This window comes from Hymenobacter properus, assembly GCF_015694735.1.
Lineage (GTDB): Bacteria > Bacteroidota > Bacteroidia > Cytophagales > Hymenobacteraceae > Hymenobacter > Hymenobacter properus.
Genome location: NZ_JADQDP010000004.1, coordinates 277491 through 297245, shown reverse-complemented (window position 1 = coordinate 297245; position 19755 = coordinate 277491). Strand labels below are relative to the sequence as shown.

General features: G+C 61.2%; 17 protein-coding genes. 7 read left to right on the top strand and 10 right to left on the bottom strand.

The window, feature by feature from the left end; all coding sequences use genetic code 11:
- Positions 1 to 41: 41 nt before the first annotated feature.
- Positions 42 to 275 (bottom strand): hypothetical protein, encoded by a 234-nt coding sequence (locus I2I01_RS17785; RefSeq protein ID WP_196287851.1) that lies wholly within the window; start codon positions 273 to 275, stop codon positions 42 to 44.
- A 175-nt stretch (positions 276 to 450) separates the two neighbouring features.
- Here I2I01_RS17785 and I2I01_RS17780 point away from each other — a divergent pair, with 175 nt between their 5' ends.
- Both I2I01_RS17780 and I2I01_RS17775 read left to right on the top strand, forming a co-directional pair.
- Positions 451 to 738: a hypothetical protein gene (locus I2I01_RS17780; RefSeq protein WP_196287850.1), complete on the top strand. Its 288-nt coding sequence runs from the start codon at positions 451 to 453 to the stop codon at positions 736 to 738.
- Between the two features lie 75 nt (positions 739 to 813).
- Positions 814 to 1086, top strand: coding sequence for a hypothetical protein (locus I2I01_RS17775; protein WP_196287849.1), 273 nt, complete (start codon positions 814 to 816; stop codon positions 1084 to 1086).
- Between the two features lie 171 nt (positions 1087 to 1257).
- Here the strand turns inward: I2I01_RS17775 and I2I01_RS17770 are convergent, their stop codons facing one another.
- The 3 genes from I2I01_RS17770 to I2I01_RS17760 all read right to left on the bottom strand — a co-directional run bounded on the left by I2I01_RS17770 (position 1258) and on the right by I2I01_RS17760 (position 5578).
- Positions 1258 to 4503, bottom strand: coding sequence for a right-handed parallel beta-helix repeat-containing protein (locus I2I01_RS17770; protein ID WP_196287848.1), 3246 nt, complete (start codon positions 4501 to 4503; stop codon positions 1258 to 1260).
- Between the two features lie 207 nt (positions 4504 to 4710).
- The gene (locus tag I2I01_RS17765; RefSeq protein ID WP_196287847.1) at positions 4711 to 5031 is read right to left on the bottom strand and encodes a hypothetical protein; all 321 of its coding nucleotides are present in this window, start codon (positions 5029 to 5031) and stop codon (positions 4711 to 4713) included.
- A 229-nt stretch (positions 5032 to 5260) separates the two neighbouring features.
- Positions 5261 to 5578 (bottom strand): hypothetical protein, encoded by a 318-nt coding sequence (locus I2I01_RS17760; protein WP_196287846.1) that lies wholly within the window; start codon positions 5576 to 5578, stop codon positions 5261 to 5263.
- A 182-nt stretch (positions 5579 to 5760) separates the two neighbouring features.
- Here I2I01_RS17760 and I2I01_RS17755 point away from each other — a divergent pair, with 182 nt between their 5' ends.
- Positions 5761 to 6186 carry a BLUF domain-containing protein gene (locus I2I01_RS17755; RefSeq protein ID WP_196287845.1) on the top strand — a complete coding sequence of 142 codons (426 nt, stop codon included), beginning with the start codon at positions 5761 to 5763 and terminating at the stop codon, positions 6184 to 6186.
- Positions 6187 to 6435: 249 nt separating this feature from the next.
- Entirely contained in the window at positions 6436 to 7194 is a 759-nt protein-coding gene (locus I2I01_RS17750) for a DUF72 domain-containing protein (protein WP_196287844.1), read from the top strand.
- A 241-nt stretch (positions 7195 to 7435) separates the two neighbouring features.
- Here the strand turns inward: I2I01_RS17750 and I2I01_RS17745 are convergent, their stop codons facing one another.
- From I2I01_RS17745 to I2I01_RS17730, 4 genes are all read right to left on the bottom strand, one after another.
- The gene (locus I2I01_RS17745; RefSeq protein WP_196287843.1) at positions 7436 to 8251 is read right to left on the bottom strand and encodes a DUF4468 domain-containing protein; all 816 of its coding nucleotides are present in this window, start codon (positions 8249 to 8251) and stop codon (positions 7436 to 7438) included.
- 391 nt (positions 8252 to 8642) lie between these two features.
- Positions 8643 to 9986 (bottom strand): amidohydrolase family protein, encoded by a 1344-nt coding sequence (locus I2I01_RS17740; RefSeq protein ID WP_196287842.1) that lies wholly within the window; start codon positions 9984 to 9986, stop codon positions 8643 to 8645.
- Positions 9987 to 10304: 318 nt separating this feature from the next.
- Positions 10305 to 11195, bottom strand: a complete 891-nt coding sequence (locus I2I01_RS17735) for a DNA adenine methylase (RefSeq protein WP_196287841.1) — start codon at positions 11193 to 11195, stop codon at positions 10305 to 10307.
- Positions 11196 to 11208: 13 nt separating this feature from the next.
- Entirely contained in the window at positions 11209 to 12618 is a 1410-nt protein-coding gene (locus tag I2I01_RS17730; RefSeq protein WP_196287840.1) for a hypothetical protein, read from the bottom strand.
- 140 nt (positions 12619 to 12758) lie between these two features.
- On the opposite strand from I2I01_RS17730, the gene I2I01_RS17725 reads away from it, so the two are divergent.
- Positions 12759 to 14642 (top strand): ABC transporter ATP-binding protein, encoded by a 1884-nt coding sequence (locus I2I01_RS17725; protein ID WP_196287839.1) that lies wholly within the window; start codon positions 12759 to 12761, stop codon positions 14640 to 14642.
- A 189-nt stretch (positions 14643 to 14831) separates the two neighbouring features.
- Positions 14832 to 15446, top strand: a complete 615-nt coding sequence (locus tag I2I01_RS17720; RefSeq protein ID WP_196287838.1) for a DUF4136 domain-containing protein — start codon at positions 14832 to 14834, stop codon at positions 15444 to 15446.
- A gap of 189 nt (positions 15447 to 15635) precedes the next feature.
- On the opposite strand, the gene I2I01_RS17715 is transcribed toward I2I01_RS17720, so the two are convergent.
- Together I2I01_RS17715 and I2I01_RS17710 are read right to left on the bottom strand one after the other, a co-directional pair.
- Complete coding sequence (locus I2I01_RS17715; protein ID WP_196287837.1) at positions 15636 to 16625, bottom strand: XdhC family protein; 990 nt, start codon at positions 16623 to 16625, stop codon at positions 15636 to 15638.
- 145 nt (positions 16626 to 16770) lie between these two features.
- Complete coding sequence (locus I2I01_RS17710) at positions 16771 to 18204, bottom strand: urate hydroxylase PuuD (protein ID WP_211538019.1); 1434 nt, start codon at positions 18202 to 18204, stop codon at positions 16771 to 16773.
- A gap of 213 nt (positions 18205 to 18417) precedes the next feature.
- Between I2I01_RS17710 and allB the strand changes: the two genes are divergently transcribed.
- Positions 18418 to 19755: an allantoinase AllB gene (gene allB, locus I2I01_RS17705; RefSeq protein ID WP_196287836.1), complete on the top strand. Its 1338-nt coding sequence runs from the start codon at positions 18418 to 18420 to the stop codon at positions 19753 to 19755.

The following is a 19755-nucleotide window of genomic DNA, read 5'->3' as shown; positions in this document are numbered from 1 at the left end:
AGGTCGGGAGAAACGAACAGGCGACGGCAGGGAGGACTTCTCTAATGCCGGCGGCCGACCTTGCGCATGAATTTTACCACATACCGCAAGAGCAGCAGCCCGGCCGGCAGTAGCAGTAGCCCCAACACAATGAAGACGGTGGGGTCGTAGTAACCGAAGGATGAATAAGAAAGGGCTTCCCAGCCGGTCCTGACGAAGCGGACGGCCAGCCGGCCGAGAAAAAGCAAGCCGGCCACCGCCAATAACATGCGAAGCAACCGTATAGTACTTTTCATTAAAACCGTGCTAAAAAACTGCTTTTGTTAAAGATAACCACGCTTGACCTGGCTGGTAGCCGCAATACAGAGTAACTTGCCTAAATACCCTGCTGAAGCACAGTCGGCTGCACTTGCGGTATGGCTGTCGTATGCAGTACCAGCAGCACGAATCTATACCTCCTGCCTTGCGACTATGAAACTTTCCTACTGCTTTTTATTGGCTGGCCTGGTGGCCGCCGGGCTGCCCGTAGCGGGCCACGCGCAAAATGCCGCTGCCGCCCTGGCACCCGCACCAGCAGCTAAGGCAACGGCTCAGCCGGGCGTGCTGCGCCTGGGCGTAGGTCGCACCGAAGTCCCGAACCGTCCCTACTACTGCCTGCGCGTAGCCGTGGAGTACACCAAGCCGCTGGGTAGTCACTGGGGGGCGTCCGGGCGTTTGGTGGGCATCGGCGGCGCGCCGCAGGACGGCCTGGAAAGCTAGCTGCCCAACCAGAACTACAAAGCGGGCTACGCCGAAGCCGAAGCGCTGTGGTACCCCTTCGGCAATGCCCGCCGGGTGCTGTTTGCGGTAGGTGCGGGCGGCTTTGGGGGCTACTACAAACACAACGGCTTCAGTTTCTTCGGCAACTACCCCGACGCCCCCTACGTGCGCTACAGCCTGGCTTCCCGGGAGGGCATGCACGCCGGTCTGCTGGGCTCGCTGAACCTGGAAGTGGGCCTGGGCGCCACGCAGCGCTGGCGCGTGGGCGGCAAGGTGATGAAGGAAACCGGCCTGGGCGGCGTCACTTCTTTCACCTCCCACAACCTAACGCTGGCCCGCCGCTTTTGAGCCAAAGCAGCTGCGCGAAAGCTGATAAAAAGTGAACCAGCGTTTCCAATGCTTCGCCCGTAGCCGCTGCGCCGCCGGTCCGTCACTGCTTTCGCACCAACAAAAAACCCGCAGCCACAGTGGCTGCGGGTTTTTTGTTGACCCAGGGTATTCAGCAAACGACGGACAAGCTTATTCCACCACCAGCTTCTTCACCACGGTGCCCGCCGCCGTGCTCAGGCGCAGTGAATACACGCCCGGCGCCACGTCGGCCAGCGGCAGCGTGTGGGCAGCCAGGCCGGCGGGCAGCACCTGCTGGCCCACCACGCGGCCCAGGGCGTCTACCAAAGCGGCGGCCACGGGCTGGCGGCTCAGGCTCAGGGGCAGCTCCACCACGGCCTGGGTACGGGCCGGGTTGGGGTAGAGGGCCACTTGCCGGGCCACCTCGGCCGGCGCGGTGGCCAGCACCTGCAGGCCAAATACCAGCTCGAAGCGGGTGGTGCTGAGCGCCGCGTTGGCCACCGTGAAGCGGTAGCTGGGCTGCTGGCGCAGGTCGGTGAGGGTGCCCAGCTGCAGGTCGCGCAGGTACACGGGCACGTTGGGCAGGTTCAGCAGCTGGCTGGCGGTGAGGGTGTAGGCGCCCGCAGCGGGTACGCCCACAGCCAGCGGCAGCACGCGCGGGGCGGTGCCCGGCACGGGCTGGCCGTCGATGCTGAGCGGCTGGGCGCCGGCCGTGGCCAGGTTCAAGCCGGTGGGGTTGGGCAGCTTGGCGGCGTCGTAGGCAGCGTCGAAGCCGCTGCTGGCGCCCGGCTCGAAGTACACGGTAGCCTCATCCACCAGCGGGCTGCCGGTGCCTTGCAGCTGCAGCTGCACCAAGGGGCGCACCTCGGCGGCGCGCTGGAAGGTGGTGCCGTCGGGCGCGGTCAGGCGCTGGCTGTTGCGGAACGTGAAGCTGACCGTGGCCTGCCCGGCCGCCGCGCGGGTAAAGAACGCCTGGCCCACCGGCAGCACCGGGTTGCCCACGTTGTTGACGTAGCTGCGGTACTGGCCCGCGTACTGGGCCGTGCTGCCGTACACGTACATGGCCGCATCCAGGCCCGCGCGGTCGGCCGGGGCCACCAGCGAGTAGTCGAGCGGGGCGGGGTAGGGGTTGCCCAGCAGCTGCCAGCCGCCGTCGGCGTAGCTGGGGCGGGAGCTGGTCAGGGCCAGCGTTTGGTCGCCGTTGGTGAGCGTGCCCACAAAATCGACCACTTGCGAAGCGCCGATGTTCACGGTGTAGCCCCGGCCCACGGCCAGCGGGTCGCTCAGCGCCGCGGGCGAGTACCAGCCTTTGTCGAAGGGGCTCAGGTTATTGGTCAAAGCCAGGCGGCTGTCGTCGTAGCCGTACACCGTCGGGAAAGCTGTTACGGTCAGCGGCGCGGCGGCCGAGTTGTAGGCCGGGTTCACCACGGGCGTGAAGCCCGCCGTGGCCAGGTCGGCCACCGTAGTGTTGCTCACCGGCGCGGCGTAGTGGCGGTAGCCGGTACCGGGGTTCTGGCCCGGGTCGATGGCGCGCTGCACCGTGGCCGCGCCCAGCACCGCGCCGCCGCTGTTCACCACCAGGGCATCTGCCGCCACGCCGTTGCTCACGGCCGAGAGCAGCGTAAGGGGTTTGCTGTTGGTGGTCAGGTCGCCCAGCAGCGTGAGCACGCCGCGCAGGCTGGTGGCCGTGCCCAGCGTGGCCCCGCCCGCGCCCACGGTCAGGCTTTTGAAGGCGCCGGCGCTGCTGCCACCGAGCAGTTGGTTGGCGGTGCCGCTGGTCAGCAGCGTGCCGTCGGTGGCGCTGAAGGTGCCGTTGTTGGTCAGGTTGCCCGTCAGGCTGAGTGTGCCGCCGCTCTGGCTGAGCGAGGCCCCGGCGCCGATGGTCAGGTTTTGGGCCGTGGCCGTGCCGGCGGCAATGGCCGGGTAGCGGCTTGCTACCGGAGTCAGGGCATCGGTGGTGGCCGTGGGCACGCCGCCGGCCCAGTTGGCGGCGTCAAACCAATCGGTGCTCACCGCGCCCGTCCACACGCTGAAGCTGCCGGTTTCGAAGGCGCCCAGGTCGGGCGCGGCGCCGTTGTAGGGCAGGCCCACATTCACGCCGGCGTCGATGAGGCCGCTGCCCGGCGCCAGGCGCAGGAGGGCGATGACGGGCAGGCTGCCATCGACCTGGCGCGGGGCGCGCAGCTGGGTAGTGTCGAGGCTGAGGAAGTCGGCCGCCGTCACCGCTGCCCCAATGGCGTTGTGGTCGAAGGTGCTGGCCGAGCGGCTGATGCTCAACGTATCGGGGCTGGAGGTGGAGCGGCCGCGGTAGCTGATGTTGTTGCGCAGGATGTGGCCGTAGCCAGGTACGTCGACGAGGTAGCCGCTGCTGGTTTTATCCTTGCGGTTCACCATGTTGTAGTTGGTGGCGTTCTGGTAGGCCGTGTTGTTGTACCAGTAGCTGCCCGCCTGGTGGTGGTTCGAGTAGAAGCCGTTCGAGCGGTTGCGCACCGACAGGCACTGCTGCACGGTGTTGTTGGGCACCACGGCCGGGAAGGAGGTGGAGGTGCCGTAGCCGCCGGCCTTGAAGCCGTTGCCATCGCCGCGGTTCCCAAACTTCGGCGTGTAGCCGTTGTAGAAAGCCCAGCAATTCTCAAACGTGGTGGCCGTGAAGGCCGAGATGCAGTCGTAGCCGTCGTCGCTGTTTTGCCAGGCCCGGCAGCCGCGAAACACAATGTTGGTGTAGTTGGCGTTGTTGGGGTGCGAGCCGAAGCCGTCCACGTTGCCGCCGTTGGCGGTGCCCGTGGAGTTCGTCACGTTCACGTTGTCGTTGTTGCGGTAGGCGTCGCAGTTGAGCACCAGCGTGTTGCCCCCGCGGGTGAGGTAGAAGCCAATGGCCTGCCCGTCGTGCATGCTCAGGCGCTCGTAGATGTTGTTGCCGCCTGCTCCGCTCTGCGAAAAGCAGATAGACAGCGTGTTGGTGCTGCTGCTCACCAGCGGCACGCGCACGCCCACCACTTCCAGCCCCCGAATGTGGAGGTAGGAGCCCGTAATCTCAAACGCGCTGACGCGGAACGGGGCGTTGGCGCCCACGTTGGGGTTGAGGTTGGAATAGTCGAACACGGGCTGCTCGCCCGGGTAGGCCCAGTAGTTGATGCGCCCGCCCGCCGCCGAGCCGCTGCGGCTCAGCTGCGTGACGTAGGAGTACGGGGCCACGTAGTTCGCAATCTGCGAGTTCTGCATCATGTACACGCCGCCGCGGATGTACACCGTGTCGCCGGGCACCACCAGCGCCTGCGTCCGCTGCACGGTGAGGAAGGGGGCCGTGATGGTGCCGGCGTTTGCGTCGTTGCCCGTGGGGGCCACGTAGTAGCGGGTGGCAAAAGCCGGGCCGCTGCTCAACGCCAGCAGCAGGGCCAGAAAGTAGTGTTTAATCATAGTGTGCGGGATGGGAAAAGTTGATGCGACGAACCTACGCGCCGCCTTTTCCCACACTCTCCTGCACTGTTCTGGCCCGCCAAAATAATGTTGCCCGCGCTATAAGCGTTGATATTTAGCGCGTTAAACTCGGCTGTGCCAGGCGCGGGTTTGCTAGCCCCGAGCCGTGTGCGTGGGCTTTCCAAAACCCGCTTTGCTGATAGCAACTCAGGCCAATACCGGCCCCAGGGCCTCATCCAGCGTCACGGCCCGGCGCAGCGAGCGGCGGCAGCAGTCCTCGCGCAGCAGGCAGGCCACCAGGCATTCGGTGAGCTCAATGGCCCGGGCGGCCGACACCCGGCAGCGGCACTGCACCGAGTGCTGCACCCGGCTCCAAAGCTGCTCCAGGCGGCGCTGCACGGGCACTTGCTGGTTGGCCAGCAGCTCATCGGCATCGTCGTGGGTGAGCAGCAGGCGCACCAGGTAATAGAGTTGCGTGGGCAGCGGCTGGCTTAGCCGCTGGTTGCAGCACGAGAGGGGAGGGCACATGGCATAAAAGCTGGGAATGAAGCGTGAAATGAAGCGCCCTGCGTGGCAGGATGCCAACCCCCTCTGACATAATGATACCAAGCTGCCCCGCATGGCCGGGCATATGAAAAATATATTTTTAGTTCCGCAGTCACCTGCGGTTTAACGGGCACTTTTGCGTCGCCATTCGGGGCCGCCGGGAGGTAGGGTACTGTTCTGAAAATGCTGCTCTCCACCCCGCCAGGGCCATTTAGCGTGCGGGGCTGCCAGCGTCGGGCAGCGTGCTCAGCACGTAGAGCAGGCGCATCACCACGGGCAGCACCCGCGCGGCCTGGGCCTGCGTGGCCGGCCAGTCCAAGGCGGCGCCCGGCCGGGTGCGCAGGTCCTCGCTGGCCGCAAAGGCGTCTTCGGTCAGCTGGTCGGGTAGGTACGGGTGGGCCTGATGCTTCCGGAGCACCTCGGAGGCGCCGCGCTGGGCAATGTGCGCAATGGACCAGTCCTTGTCCAGCGTTCCATCGGCGCGCTTGATGTGCGCCAGGCAAGCGGCCATGAGCAGGCGTTCTTCCATGCCAGGGCTTACGGCTGTGGCAGCTCAACCGTTGGCGGTGGGCTGGTGCCGCGGGTGCGGGCTCTGTTTGGGGGGCGCTGCGGGTGCGCGTCGGCGACGGTGGGCGGCAGGGCCAAGCTGAACGCTAAGCGCGGCCGCTGTGTTCAGGGCGTTATTCTTTCGCCCACGCACCAGATTCCTTCATGCATCACATCATTTACATGAGTCAGGCCACCACGGCCCTGACCGACGACAAGCTGGCGGCTCTGCTGGCCCAGGCCCGCCGCGACAACGAGGAGCGTGGCGTCACGGGCCTGCTGCTGTACGGCGACAAGCAGTTTATGCAGGTAATGGAGGGAGAAGCCGAAGTTCTTGCCCCGCTTTACGACCACATTGCCAAAGACCCACGCCACACGGGCCTGATTAAATTGGCCGACAAGGCCGTGGAGCAGCGCAGCTTCGCCGATTGGTCGATGGCCTTCCGGGCGGTGCCGGCCGAGCAGTTTGCCAGCCTGGCGGGCTACGTCAGCCCGGAAGCCCTGCGCCTACAGGTGCCCGGCCTCAGCGGCGCCGACGCTTTGCTGTTGGAAATGGCCCGGCAGTTTGTGCTGCCTTCGAACGAAAGCTGAAGCCGGCGCTTGTAGTGGTCAGCGACATGAAGAAGCCCCAGCTGCTAAGGGGAGCGGGGCTCATTTGAAACACCTCACCTTTGACTTCAATGTAGCGCCATAGCTTGTGGCTCTGTTTTAACTGGGCCAAACGCCTGCCGCGGCTGCGGCAGCAGGTGATACTTAGGGACCCCGTGGAGATGCGCCTGGGGTAAAACGCCGGGGCTACGTGGCACGTTATACCACGAAACTCCCGTCTAATTCCTTCCCATGCCTGCCCACCTTGGCACCCTGCGCACCGGCACCAGCGGCATCGTCGTGCCCGGCCCCAAGGCCACCTTTCCGGAGGCCTACCAGAATACGAGCCGCCTCACCTACTACGCCACCCTGTTCAACTCGGTGGAGATTAACAGCACCTTCTACCGCATACCCCAGCCCAAAACGTTTGCCGCTTGGGCCGCGGAAACCGGCCCAGGGTTTGCCTTTACCATCAAGCTGTGGCGCGATATCACGCACACCAAGGCGCTGGCCGAGGACCTCTCCGGCATTGCCCGCTTTCTGGATGCCGCACGGGAGTTGGGCCCCAAAAAGGGATGCCTACTCATTCAGTTCCCGCCCAGCAACACCATTCGTCAGCTCAAGGCGGTTGATGCCCTCTTGACTGCGCTGGCGGCGGCAGACCCCGCCCAGGAGTGGCGCAAAGCGGTGGAGTTTCGCCACCCAAGCTGGTATACCGATGATGCGCTTGACATGCTGGACCACCACGGCGCCAGCCTGGTGCTGCACGACAAAGGCCCCGCCCGAAACGCCCAGCTCAACGAGGGGGCTGACTTTGTATATATGCGCTTCCACGGCCCCAAGGGCAACTACCGCGAGTCCTACGAGCGCGACTTTCTGCACGACACGGCCGAGCAGATACACGACTACCTCCAGGAGGGGAAAGACGTGTATGCCTACTTCAACAATACCATGGGCGCCGCGTTTGAAAATGCCCAGGACCTGTACCGGCTGGTAGCAGAGCGGGCGTGAGCCGTACTACTCTTAGCACGGCCCGGCCGTGGTTTCCGCTGAGCCATGACAGGCAAAAGCCCCAGCCGCTGGTGGGGCTGGGGCTTCTGAGAAAATAGTCTTACGTTGTATTCAGCGCGGGTTTGGTGCAGCGCCACTTGCATCAGGGCTTCACGCTTCGTTGTGGCTTTTCGTAGGGCACTATGGAGAATGGTTGTTTGCGGCAGAGCTGCGCACTTTAAGCGTGATGACCACGCCAGCGCTAAAAGTCGCTCTTGTCTTTGGTCTGGCCTTTCATGTATTGGTCCAGGTCTGCAATCAAGGCCTTGATTTGGCCGTCGGTATCGTTGCGAATGCTGTTCCAAACCCGGTGCAGCAGGTAGCCCATCACCACCATTTTCCGAGGGGTTTCGTTCTCAAAGGGGCCCAGCGAGGCATCGCCGCCCTGTGCACCAGCGCCGAGGTAGTCGTGGCGGAAATTGGTGAAGTCGTACTTGTACTTGCCGTTCTTCACGTAAATCGTAAACGTGTGCGAGACGGTGCCGAACTCGTTGCCGTTGTAATGCGGATGGGTGGTGCCCTGCACCGTGATGCGGCCCTTTTCTTTATCCATCAGGCCGTTACCAGCAGCGGGGTATTGTTTGGCTACCCATTCGAAGGCGCGGGTGTACAGCTGGTCTTGGGTGCTTGCGGGGATTTCTACCACGCCGGTGTAGTCAACCAGGTGCGATTCGGCGTCGATGGGCAGCACCGGCGTTTCCTCATTGTCTTTGACTTTGGCAGCCTTGGCTTTAACAACCCGCGGCGGGTAGCCGGACAGCATCTTGTTATTTATCAAGTAGTAACGCCCCTTGAGCTCTAGTTTCACCCAGCTTGCGTTGTACTCGCCTACGGTGGTTACGGAAGTTCCGGGAGGCAGAAATAACGGAAATGGCTTAGCCGTATCGGCGATGCTGGAATAAATAGGGGCCTGGGTGTTGCCCACTACATAAGTGCGCGGCCGGCCGGAGGGTTCGAGGGTTTGGGCGCGTAACGCCAGCGGGAAAATTGCCAGCGCAGACAGTAGAAGCAGTTTCATGTGTTAGCGTGTTGCATGCCTGAAGCCTAAATAATTGGCCAAGGTCAAATGCTGGCAAAGGTAACGCCTCTCGCAAGCTCCATTTTATCCTTCAGGCTAAAGTCAGGTTAGATTCATCGCCCGTGTGCCGAGGTTTCCGGTGGGCTGTGACAGTAAGAAGCCCCAGCCGCTGGTGGGGCTAGGGCTTCTGGAAGCTCCCCCGCTAAATGGATACCCCATCAGCAGTGCGTTGCGGATGCGCCAGCAGGAGTCTTTTTCAAGAAGTATTTTAAAGGCCTTTGCCCTCAAGTAAAACAACCCCTTAAATAAACTTTTGAGCACTTGGTTGAGAAGCTCCGCAACTGGCTGGGCCCGTACTTCCGCCATACGGCACGACCTAAATAATTAAGAATTATCGGGCGGCTTCGTTTTTGATGATTTGACCTTCCTTCATCACGAAACGCACCTTTTCCAGGGCCGTGATGTCGGCCAGCGGGTCGCCGTCCACGGCGATGAGGTCGGCGGCCATGCCCGGTTCCAGCGCCCCGATTTTGTCCTTTAACCCCAGCAGTTCGGCCCCGTTGACGGTGGCGGCCCGGATGATGTCCAGCGGGGCCATGCCGGCCGCGGCGTAGGCCCGGAACATGAGCAAACTGCTCTGGCCGCGCGTCATGCCCGAGGCCTGGTAGTACGAGTCGGAGCCGGCCGCAATGCGCACCCCGGCTTTCACCGCTCGTGCGAGGCGCTTACTGTTGCTGGCGGCAAAGTCTTGAGCGCCTTTTTCGGCCCGCTTGCGCTGTTCAGGCGTGGCGTTGCCGAGTGCGCCGCTGGTGTAGTACTCGGCCGGGAAGTCGGTGGGAACCAGGAAAATTTGCTTGGCCTTCATCATTTTCAGCACGTCGTCGGGGATGGTATATGCGTGCTCGATGGAGTTGACGCCGGCCTGCGCGGCGAGGCGCGTGGCGTCGTCGCCGATGGCGTGGGCCGCCACGGCCTTGCCCTGCCGGTGCGCTTCCTCGACGATGACCATCAACTCGTCGAGCGAGAGCACCCGCGGGCCAGTGTTAACAATAACCTTGATGCAGTCGGCGCCGTCGTAGAGGGCTTGGCGCACGGCCCGGCGGGCTTCCTCTACGCCGCTGACGGCCACGTACTCCTGCGCCACCAGGGCCTGGGCCTCGGGCGTGAGGCGCCCGAACTGCCCGCCCGCCGCCGCCAAGGCTCGCGTGGACGCCACAATGCGCGGCCCCACCACCTGGCCTTTGGTGATGGCGTCGCGCAGCGCCACATCGCCGTTGACGCCGCTGTTGCCCAGGTCGCGCACGGTGGTGATGCCGGCTTCCAGGTCTTCGCGGCCCAGGGAGGCGCCCAGCAGGGCCCGGCGGGCGGTGCTCATTGTGGCCACGGTTAGCACCATGTTGGCGTCGTCGCCGCCCAGTTCGGGCTTGTAGTTTTGCAGCAGGTGAGTGTGAGCGTCAATCAGGCCCGGTAGCACCAGGGCGTTGCCCAAGTCGAGGACGTCGGCGCCGAGTGGAATGGGGAGGTTGGCACCGGCTTGGAGAACCGTTTTGCCCTGCACCAGTACCACGCCGTTGGGGATAACTCGGCCCGTGCGCACGTCCAACAGGCGGCCGCATTTAATGGCGCGGACCGGCGCGGCCGGTACTTGGGCGTGAGCGGCCGGCGCGTGGCTGAGCAGAATCAAACCGGCACAAGCCGTTAGCACACGGGTTAGAAAGAATATGGAATTTTTCATGTGGCAAGATAGGGCAGCCGGTGTACCGTTTAGCTACCTATCAGCCACGATTGTTAAATCCTCCTTTTCGTAAACCTTGCTGGCGCTCCTCTGCGACGCGCTGCTCACTGGCATCGAGCCTGAAGCTCGCCAATAAACACCAGCAATACGATTGGTCACGCTGCCACGTAATAGACGCGAAACCAGTAAGCAACGCGTCACAGACGCGCGCCAGGGACCATCAGTGACATGAAGAAGCCCCAGCCGCTGGTGGGGCTGAGGCTTCTGCATGTTACTGCATTTTACTTTTTAAAACATGCTCTAGTTAGTGGTCATGTTTCAAAAGGGCAGCTTATGAAGAAACTTATTCGGCACTTTCGATGGATTGCTAATGCCATTTGGTAGCTGAAGACCGTGCGAAAAGAACATTACTTCACCTCCCTGACGGCGTTCTTGCGCACTATAGCTTAGACCATATTCTAGTGGCCTGAACTGTTGATACAGGTCCAGTATCTGAGGAGCATTATCATATGATACAAGCCATGGCTTTGTAAGAGCGGCAACGTCGGCCGCAACGGCTGCATGGTCATCCGGCCCGTAGGCGTTGGCATATAATCCTTGGCCCTTCACATAATAGGGCGGGTCGAGGTACGTCAAGCTACGATTGTTCATCGTGGGCACTACTTGTTGTAGAAATACTTGCGCATCATAATTCGTTACCGATATACGGTCACTATGGCGAGCAATTTTCTCAATGCGTTGAGTTAACTCAGCACGGTTGAAACGTGCATCTAGCTTCCAATTTCCAGTTTGCTGCTTGCCTCCGATAACGCCGCCAAGAATGATACCAGAACGATTGGCCCTATTGAGATAGAAAGTGGCAAAGGCCAGTTCTAGTGGGCTTGAATCTGGCGACAAGAAGGTTCTGCGCTGATTATACCACTCGTCCATTGTCATGGGAGTATCAGTTATCAGTCGTTTGAGACCTTCTGGATTGTCCAATACCGTTCGCCAGAATGTGTAAACTGCCGGGTCTAGGTCATTGATAAAAATCCGAGCAGCGTAATGGTCAAACAGCAATGCCAAAGCAACGCTGCTTCCGCCAGCATAAGGTTCTGCGTAGTCACCATCAAGTAAATTGTTTCTTTCAAACAACAGCTTGACGTAGTTAGCTACTTTCAGCTTGCCACCAGGGTAGCGTAGAGGCGAGGGATAAGGTCGAGTTGGCATCGTGACCACGAAGTTATGCCCAGATTACTTTCATGAGGGACTCAATGTTGTTCCAATGAGCATGAAGGTCGCCAACGAGAGGTGTATGTGCAGTATGAACATACGAATGCATTGATTTAACCCGTGGGGCTAAAAAATTGTCCTTGGAAGTACCTTCCTTCACCACCTCGACCTGTTCAGGGGTCAGTAGACTATTATCGGCCGCATATGTGGCAATTGCCCACAATTTATCGCCAAGTGAAGCTCCCAGTCTGTCACCATTCTTACTGTTTGAAATAGGGATGGTGGAGTTGCGAGTTAGAAAGTCGTCGGCGCTGAGCTCAATGAAGACGCGCATAAGAACCGCGCAAGCATTGCGAGTTACTTCGGAGTCTAATTTTTTCTTCAGTTCATCATAAATATCATGTATTCGCTGCTCGGTAATATTGAGCGTACAGTCCTTAGGAATAATTTTCTTCCTTTCTAGGGTAGTTTGCTTGCTTTCCTTACTACTGTTCTGCGATTTGCTACTAGCCTTTTTTGCCGGGGTTGCGGACTGATTCTTCTCTCCTAAGGCATGAGTATTGACAGCTGGTGCTGTCGTAGAGGGCAAATCACTTTCTGTAAATTTTTCGAAGTACTTCTCCTGAAGCTCCCGGTTTTTAATGCTATCAACCTTCACCCGTTTTTTAGTATCGGGATTGGTCATGTCCAACATCATGCGTTTGAAAGGCTTTACAAACTCGTCGTCAGCAATACTGGTAACAATTTTACCATCTATAATCTTATAACCGAATTTCTCTTTAGCAAGGTCAGTTGTCACAACCCGCCGAAGTGTGGTAAGAGGAAATTTGCTGAGCTGTTGCCGCTCATCTTCAGTTAGGCTGCTGTGTTGCCGCACAAACTGGAGCAACTGATACTCCGGTGTGCCGTCGTCATCGTTGCGCCAAGCATCGAAGCGTATTTTTTCTTCGTTTCCCCAACTGTCTTGCCCACGCCCTTCTAAGCCACTTGCATGGCGGCGAGCAACCCACGGTGTACCTACTTCGCGGTCTGGATAAATTACAATCTCAACTTCGTCAATTGGGTCTTTTGCAAATATGTCTGCCTCTTTCTTGAGCGCTTTCATCTGGCTAGCGTTCAAAATTCCATCGGCGAGCGAAGGATTTTCTAATACTTTGAGCGCTACCAACCGGCGGTTGCCATCGACAGAGATATAGGGCTTTTTTTTATCATCTGGCTCAATAACCATGAACCGCTCGCCTTGGCTCAAACCGTCAGTATTCACGTCGATAGCCAGATTTACTATTTTCCCTCCTTGCTGCCTGATGAGCGCGCGTATAGCCTCTCGCTGACCATCTTGTGGAGATTGCCGAGGATTCTGTTCATCAACTGCGATATTTTGAAACTTTACAAATTGAGTTGGAAATTTAGTGCGCGGCATGAGAGTAGACGATTGGAAAAATTGGGTTTCAGAACAGAGTGTTTACAAGATGATGCCGCAATATAGGTGAATATCATACCTGTTTCCTGCCAAAACGGCCGCCCCGCCTCCCCGGCCCCAACTTTGCCATCTGCCTGGCAATGTTTGAATTCCTGAAATCCATCTCCGCCAAGAACCCCAACGGCCGGCGCGGCCCCGAGCAGCCCGCCGTGAGCGTGCGCGAGCGGGTATCGGCCCTGCGCCACCTGCCCGCCTTCCTGAAACTCATCTGGGCCACCAGCCCCCGGCTGGCCCTGGCCAACATCGCCCTGCGCCTCGTGCGCGCCGGCCTGCCGCTGGCGCAACTCTACGTGGCCCGCCTGCTGCTCGACGCCATCGTGCACCTCACCCGGCTGCCCGCCCCCGAGCGCCAGCTCACGCCCGTGCTCACCCTCGTGGCCCTGGAGTTCGGCCTCGTGCTGCTCACCGATGCCCTGGGCCGCGCCGTGGCCCTGCTCGATTCGCTGCTCGGCGACCTGTTCGCCAACCAGTCGTCCATCCGACTCATGGAGCACGCCGCCCGCCTCGACCTCGACCAGTTCGAAGACAGCACCTTCTACGACAAGCTGGAGCGCGCCCGCCGCCAAACCCTCTCCCGCACCGTGCTCATGAGCCAGGTGCTCAGCCAGGGCCAGGACATCGTGACGCTCGTGCTGCTGGCCGGTGGCCTCGTGGCCTTCCAGCCTTGGCTGCTGGGGCTGCTGCTGCTGGCCGTGGTGCCCGCCTTCCTCGGCGAGTCGCACTTCAACGAGCGCAGCTACTCCCTCTCGCACTCCTGGACGCCCGAGCGCCGCGAGCTCGACTACCTCCGCCAAACCGGCGCCTCCGACGAAACCGCCAAGGAAGTCAAGATTTTCGGCCTCTCCGATTTCCTCATCAACCGCTTCCGCGAGCTCTCCGACGACTTCTACCGCCAAAACAAAAGCCTCGTGCTGCGCCGCGCCGGCTGGGGCACGCTCTTCGCCGCCATCGGCGCCGCCGGCTACTACGGCGCCTACGTCTACATCATCGCCCGCACCGTGGCCGGCAGCATCTCGCTGGGCCAGCTCACCTTCCTGGCCGGCTCCTTCGCCCGCCTGCGCGGCCTGCTCGAAGGCATCCTCAGCCGCTTCAGCTCCGTGGCCGACGGGGCCTTGTATCTCCAGGATTTCTTCGACTTCTTTGCGCTGCGGCCGCGCATTGTGCGCCAGGAGCTTACCGGCGAAAAACCGCTACCCTTCCCCCGGCCCATTCAGCAGGGTTTCGAGTTTGAAAACGTCGGCTTCCAGTACAAGAATGGTACAAAATGGGCCATCCGGAACCTAAGTTTTAAGCTTGAAGCCGGCGAAAAGCTGGCCCTCGTAGGCGAAAACGGCGCCGGCAAAACCACCCTCGTCAAGCTCCTGGCCCGCCTCTACGACCCCACCGAAGGCCGCATCCTACTCGACGGCTACGATTTGCGCGAGTACGACCCCGCCGAGCTGCGCCAGGAAATCGGCGTCATCTTCCAGGATTTTGTGCGCTTCCAGCTCCCCGCCGGCCAGAACCTCGCCGTGGGCCGCATCGACGAGCGCCACAACCAGCCCCGCATCGAAACCGCCGCCCAGCAAAGCCTCGCCGACACCGTCATCGCCAAGCTCCCCGGCGGCTACGACCAAATGATTGGCCGCCGCTTCAACGGCGGCGTGGACCTGAGCGGCGGCGAGTGGCAGAAAATAGCCCTCGGCCGCGCCTACATGCGCGACGCCCAGCTCCTCATCCTCGACGAGCCCACCGCCGCCCTCGACGCCCGCGCCGAGTTCGAAGTCTTCGAGCGCTTCAAGGAGCTCACCCAGGGCAAAACCGCCGTGCTCATCAGCCACCGCTTCAGCACCGTCCGCATGGCCGACCGCATCCTCGTCATCGAAAACGGCCAGTTCGTGGAGATAGGCTCGCACGAGGAGCTGCTGGCCAAGGGCGGGCGCTACGCGGAGCTATTCCAGCTGCAGGCCGCGGGGTACCGGTAGGCTTGGGAAGAAAAGCAAGTCTTGCCGAGTGCAGCAGAAGCGGCTATGCCATTGGGGCAGTCCAATCGAAAGAATAAGGCTGGCGGGCTGCAAACGCACTAGTCATAATTTTTTCAAGCTGAGCATTCCCTAAGTGCCTAAGGTTTCGTAAATTGGTAATTCCATCGCCATACGAGAATTCCCATCTATATGAAACCTACGATTACGCTTTTGTTGCTAGCAGTACTGTTTCTGGCGGGCTGCATGACCACCCGCGAAGCCCGGGTTGATTCCGATTACAGCTACCGGGGTAATTTCCGCCACTACCGTACCTACGACTTCGTAACCGGCACCGGCCTCACTTCCGACAGCAGCCGCCTGGGCCAGACACTGCGCGAGGCCATTCAGCAGCGCTTCCTGGCCCAAGGCTACCGCAAAGCCTCCCGCCGCCCCGACATGCTGGTGAACTTCCGGGTGTACGAAGGCGACATGAACTTCCACGGCTTCCAGCAGGAAGACCTCAGCCAGTGGATTAAGCGCAACATCGAGGAAACCGACGACACGCCCAAGGAAGACCGCCAGGGCTACCAGCCCGTGCGCCTGCTGCTGGCCGAAGGAACCCTCCTGGTCACGCTCATCGACGTGAAAACCAACCGCGCCGTGTGGAACGGCTACGCCTCGGGCGTGACCGTGCCCGAAGGCCCCATGGGCGAAATCGTGCTCAAGCGCTCCGTGCGCTCCATCCTCGACCGCTACCGCGTCTTCACCGAAGAATTTGCCAACGGCAACGTGAGCCCCACCGGCGCCAGCGACGCCGAGCGGTAGGGGCGCGTCTGTCATTGCGAGCGCAGCGAAGCCATCCGTTCTGTTCTCAGCGACCGACTTAATAATGTGACTAAGCCATAATAGCAAAGCCCTGTTACCATTGTGGTGCCGGGGTTTTCTGGTAAAATGGCGTTCCTGGTTTTGACAGGACGGATTGCTTCGGCTACGCCTCGCAATGACAGGGCGTCGTTATCCCTCCCGCCGCACCTGAATCAGCTCCGCCGCGATGCTGATGGCAATTTCCTCCGGCGTTTGGCTGTGGATGGGGAGGCCGATGGGGCCGCGCAACTGCGCAATCTCTGCATCTGAAAACCCCGCTTCTTGCAGGCCGCGTCGCAGCTCGGCTACTTTGGCTACGCTGCCCATCACGCCCAGGTAGCGGTAGGGGCGGCCCAGCAACTGGCGCAGCACCACGGCATCGGTGCGGTAACCCACGGTCATCACCACCACGTAGCGGTGCGGGCCGGCGGGCACGGCCGCCGCCACGCTTTCATAGTCAACCAGGCGGCGGTAGTGGGCCGAGTGGTTGTTTTCGAACGTGGGCAGGTCGGCGCGGTCGTCGAGCACGGTCAGCTCAAAATCCAGCGTCGCTGCCACGTTGGATAGCGCCAGACTCACGTGCCCGCCGCCCACAATGGTGAGCTGGTCGCGGAAGCCCAGCCGCTCGCGGTAGTACCACGCCGGGCCGGGCTGGCAGTCGTAAAACGGCGTTTCGGCAACAGCTGAAACAACTGCCGTGGCAGCTGGCGCCAGCAGGAGGCCGGCAGCCGGGCTTAGCTCCAAATAACCGCCGGCATTGGTTTGCAAAGCGTTTTTGATGGCCTCGATTGTGGGCAAGTCGGCCGCCGTGAGCGGCCATAGCAACACGTCCTGTTCGCCCGAGCACATCATGCCGGAACGGTCGGCTGGCGCCTCCCGCCGGTGAATCTGGGGGCGCAGCAGCGGCTCGGCGTCGGCCTCGCGCAAGCGCTGCCGGGCCAGTTCCACCCACTTGTGCTCCATGATGCCCCCGCCAATGGAGCCCGCTACGGCATCAGCCGTCACAGCCATTTTGAATCCCTGGCGACCGGGGCTGCTGCCTTCGCTGCGCAACACGCAGAACAGCGCCACCGGCGTGCCCGCCCGCAGGCTGGCCGCCGCGAGGGTCCAAACGGGGAGGTCGCGGGGAGGGGAGGGCATTAATACAGGAAAATGAAAAAGAACGTCATGCTGAGCGCAGTCGAAGCATCTCTACCGCAGTAGTAATTCAATCGAAATAATTACTGCTGCGGTAGAGATGCTTCGACTGCGCTCAGCATGACGTTCAAATAATTGTCAACACTCACTACTTGTTCTGCGCCCCCTGGCTAATCCAGCAGGCAATAAGGTCCCGCTCTTCCTGGGTAATCTGGGTTTTATTGTTCTGGGGCATGGTTTTCGTCACCACCACGCGCTGCATGATTTTATCTTTCAGGCGAATGATGTCTTCGGGCGTGTCATATACCACGCCGTTGGGCGGCGACTTGAATACGTCGTCCGTCGGGTGGGCCGAGTGGCACTGAATGCAGCGCTTCTGCACTATCATGTTCACCTGGCTCATGCTCACCTGCTGGGTGCAGGCATTGGCGGCAGCGGCGCCAGCCGCGCCGCTGCCACCCGACTGGGCCGGCGGGGCCGTCACGAACACCACGCCCAGGAGCAGGGCCACGGCGGCGGGCAGCACCCACACCGCTGTGTCGGTCTGGTGCTTTTCGCGCAGGTTCAGCCAGTGCTTCACGCCGGCCGTGCCCAGCGTGATGGCCGCCAAAATGGCCCAGGGGTAGGAGTGGCCGAAGGTGCTGGGAAAGTGGTTGCTGACCATCACAAACAGCACCGGCAAGGTGAAATAGTTATTGTGCAGCGAACGGGCCAGCGCGTTTTTGCCCAGCGTGGGGTCGAGGGGCGTGCCTTCGGTGGCGGCTTTCACCATGGCCTTTTGGGCCGGGATAATGGTGAAAAACACGTTGCCCACCATGAGCGTGCCCAGCATGGCCCCGAAGTGGATGTAGGCCGCCCGGGCGCTGAACACCTGCGCGTAGAAAAACGCAAAGCCCGTGGCCAGGATGAAACCAACGACTTTAAACCAGGGGCTGCGCACAAACTCGGTGCGGCACAGCCCGTCGTAGAGCAGCCAGGCCGCCACAAACGAACCCACGCCAAGACCCACGCCCGCCAGCGGCGAGATGTCGAGGATGCGCGGGTCAACCAGCATAGAGCTGGCGTTGAAATAATACACCACAAACAGCAGGCTGAAGCCCGACAGCCAGGTGAAATACGCCTCGTACTTAAACCAGTGCAGGGCTTTGGGGATTTGCTTGGGCGCCGTCTTGTACTTCTCCAGGTAGTAGAAGCCGCCGCCGTGCACGGCCCAGAGGTTGCCGGCCAGCTCCTCGCGCACGTTGTCGGTGCGATTAAGGGCGTTTTCGAGGAACACGAAGTAGAACGAAGCGCCAATCCAGGCGATGCCGAAGGTGATGTGCATGAGGCGCACCACAATGTTGAGCCACTCCATGATGTGGCCCGACCAGGGCGAGTCGCGCGCCAGCACGTAGGCAATGCCCACCGCCGCAACGACGGCCAGCAGAATCAGCGCGTAGGAGTAGCCTTCCAGCGTGAAGCTGCCGTCGCCCACAGCGCCGCCGTTGGGCCGCGCTTTGGCCACGCGCTGCAGGGCGAAGATGACGCCCAGCAACAGCAGAAACGCAAGAATGAGGGCAAGCAGGGTAACGTATTGGAGCATATGGGAAAGCGGGGTGGGGCCAAATGAAAGTAGCGCGTCATGCAGAGCGCAGCGAAGCATCTTTACCGCTTCGTTGCGAACGTAAGGAATTACTGGCTGCGGGCAAGATGCCTCGCTGCGCTCTGCATGACGTTCTTTCTTCGTTCAATTCCCCAAGCTTCAATTTAATTGAACCGGGAAAAAGCCCCCAATTTAGTGTCAAATTCCCGACCCATGCCAACACTAGCCTTGCGCAGCCAGCGCGTTGTCACGCCCGAGGGCGAGCGCGCCGCTACCATCATCATAGAAAACGGCCGCATCAGCGCCATCCTGCCGCCCGAAGCCGATGTGCCCGGCGCTACCCTGCTCGACGTAGGCACCCGCGCCGTGCTGCCCGGCGTCATCGACCCGCACGTGCACATCAACGAGCCCGGCCGCACCGATTGGGAAGGCTTCGACACGGCCACCCGCGCGGCGCTGGCCGGCGGCCTTACTTCGTTGGTCGACATGCCCCTAAACTCGGCCCCGGTCACTACTTCGGTGGCCAATCTGGAAATCAAGCGTGCGGCCACGCGGGGCCAGTTGCACTGCAACGTGGGTTTCTGGGGCGGCGTGGTGCCGGGCAATGCCGACGAGATTGAGCCGCTGATTGCGGCCGGCGTGCTGGGTTTCAAGGCCTTTCTGACGCACTCCGGCATTGATGATTTTCCGAATGCGACCGAAGAAGATTTGCGGCGGGTGATGCCGATTCTGGCGCGGCATAAGTTGCCGCTGCTGGTGCACTGCGAGCTGTCGGAAGACGATGACGCATGGAAGCAGAACGACCACCGCTCATACTCCAATTACCTGGCTTCGCGGCCCAAGGCATGGGAGGATGAGGCCATTGCCATGATGATTCGCCTGTGCGAGGAAACCGGCTGCTGGGTGCACATCGTGCATCTGTCGTCGGCCAATTCCATTGCGCCCATCGCGGCCGCCAGGGCCAAGGGCCTGCCCCTGACGGTGGAAACCGGCCAACATTACCTCTATTTCAACGCCGAGGACATTCAGGACGGCCAGACGCAGTTCAAGTGCGCGCCGCCCATCCGCGAGAAGGCCAACAACGACCAATTATGGGCGGCTTTGGAAGCCGGCATCATCGACTTCGTGGCCACCGACCACTCGCCCGCGCCGCCCGACCTCAAGCAGTTGGCCAGCGGCGACTTCACCACCGCCTGGGGCGGCATTGCCTCGTTGCAGTTTGCCCTGCCGGTGCTCTGGACGGCCGCCCGCCGGCGCGGCGCCAGCCTGTCCGACGTTGTGAAATGGCTGAGCACCAACCCCGCGAAGCTGGCCGGCCAAAGCGGGAAAAAGGGCCAGATTGCGCCCGGATTCGACGCCGATTTAATTGTGCTTGACCCCGAACAGACCTTTGAGGTGACCGAAGAACTGATTCTGCACAAACACAAAGTATCCCCTTACATTTGCCAGGAATTGGCGGGAGTCATCGAATTAACTTTTCTCCGCGGCGAACAGGTTTTCCAGCGCCCAGATTCCCTCCGCCTCAACCACGGCGAATTTTTAACCCGGTAG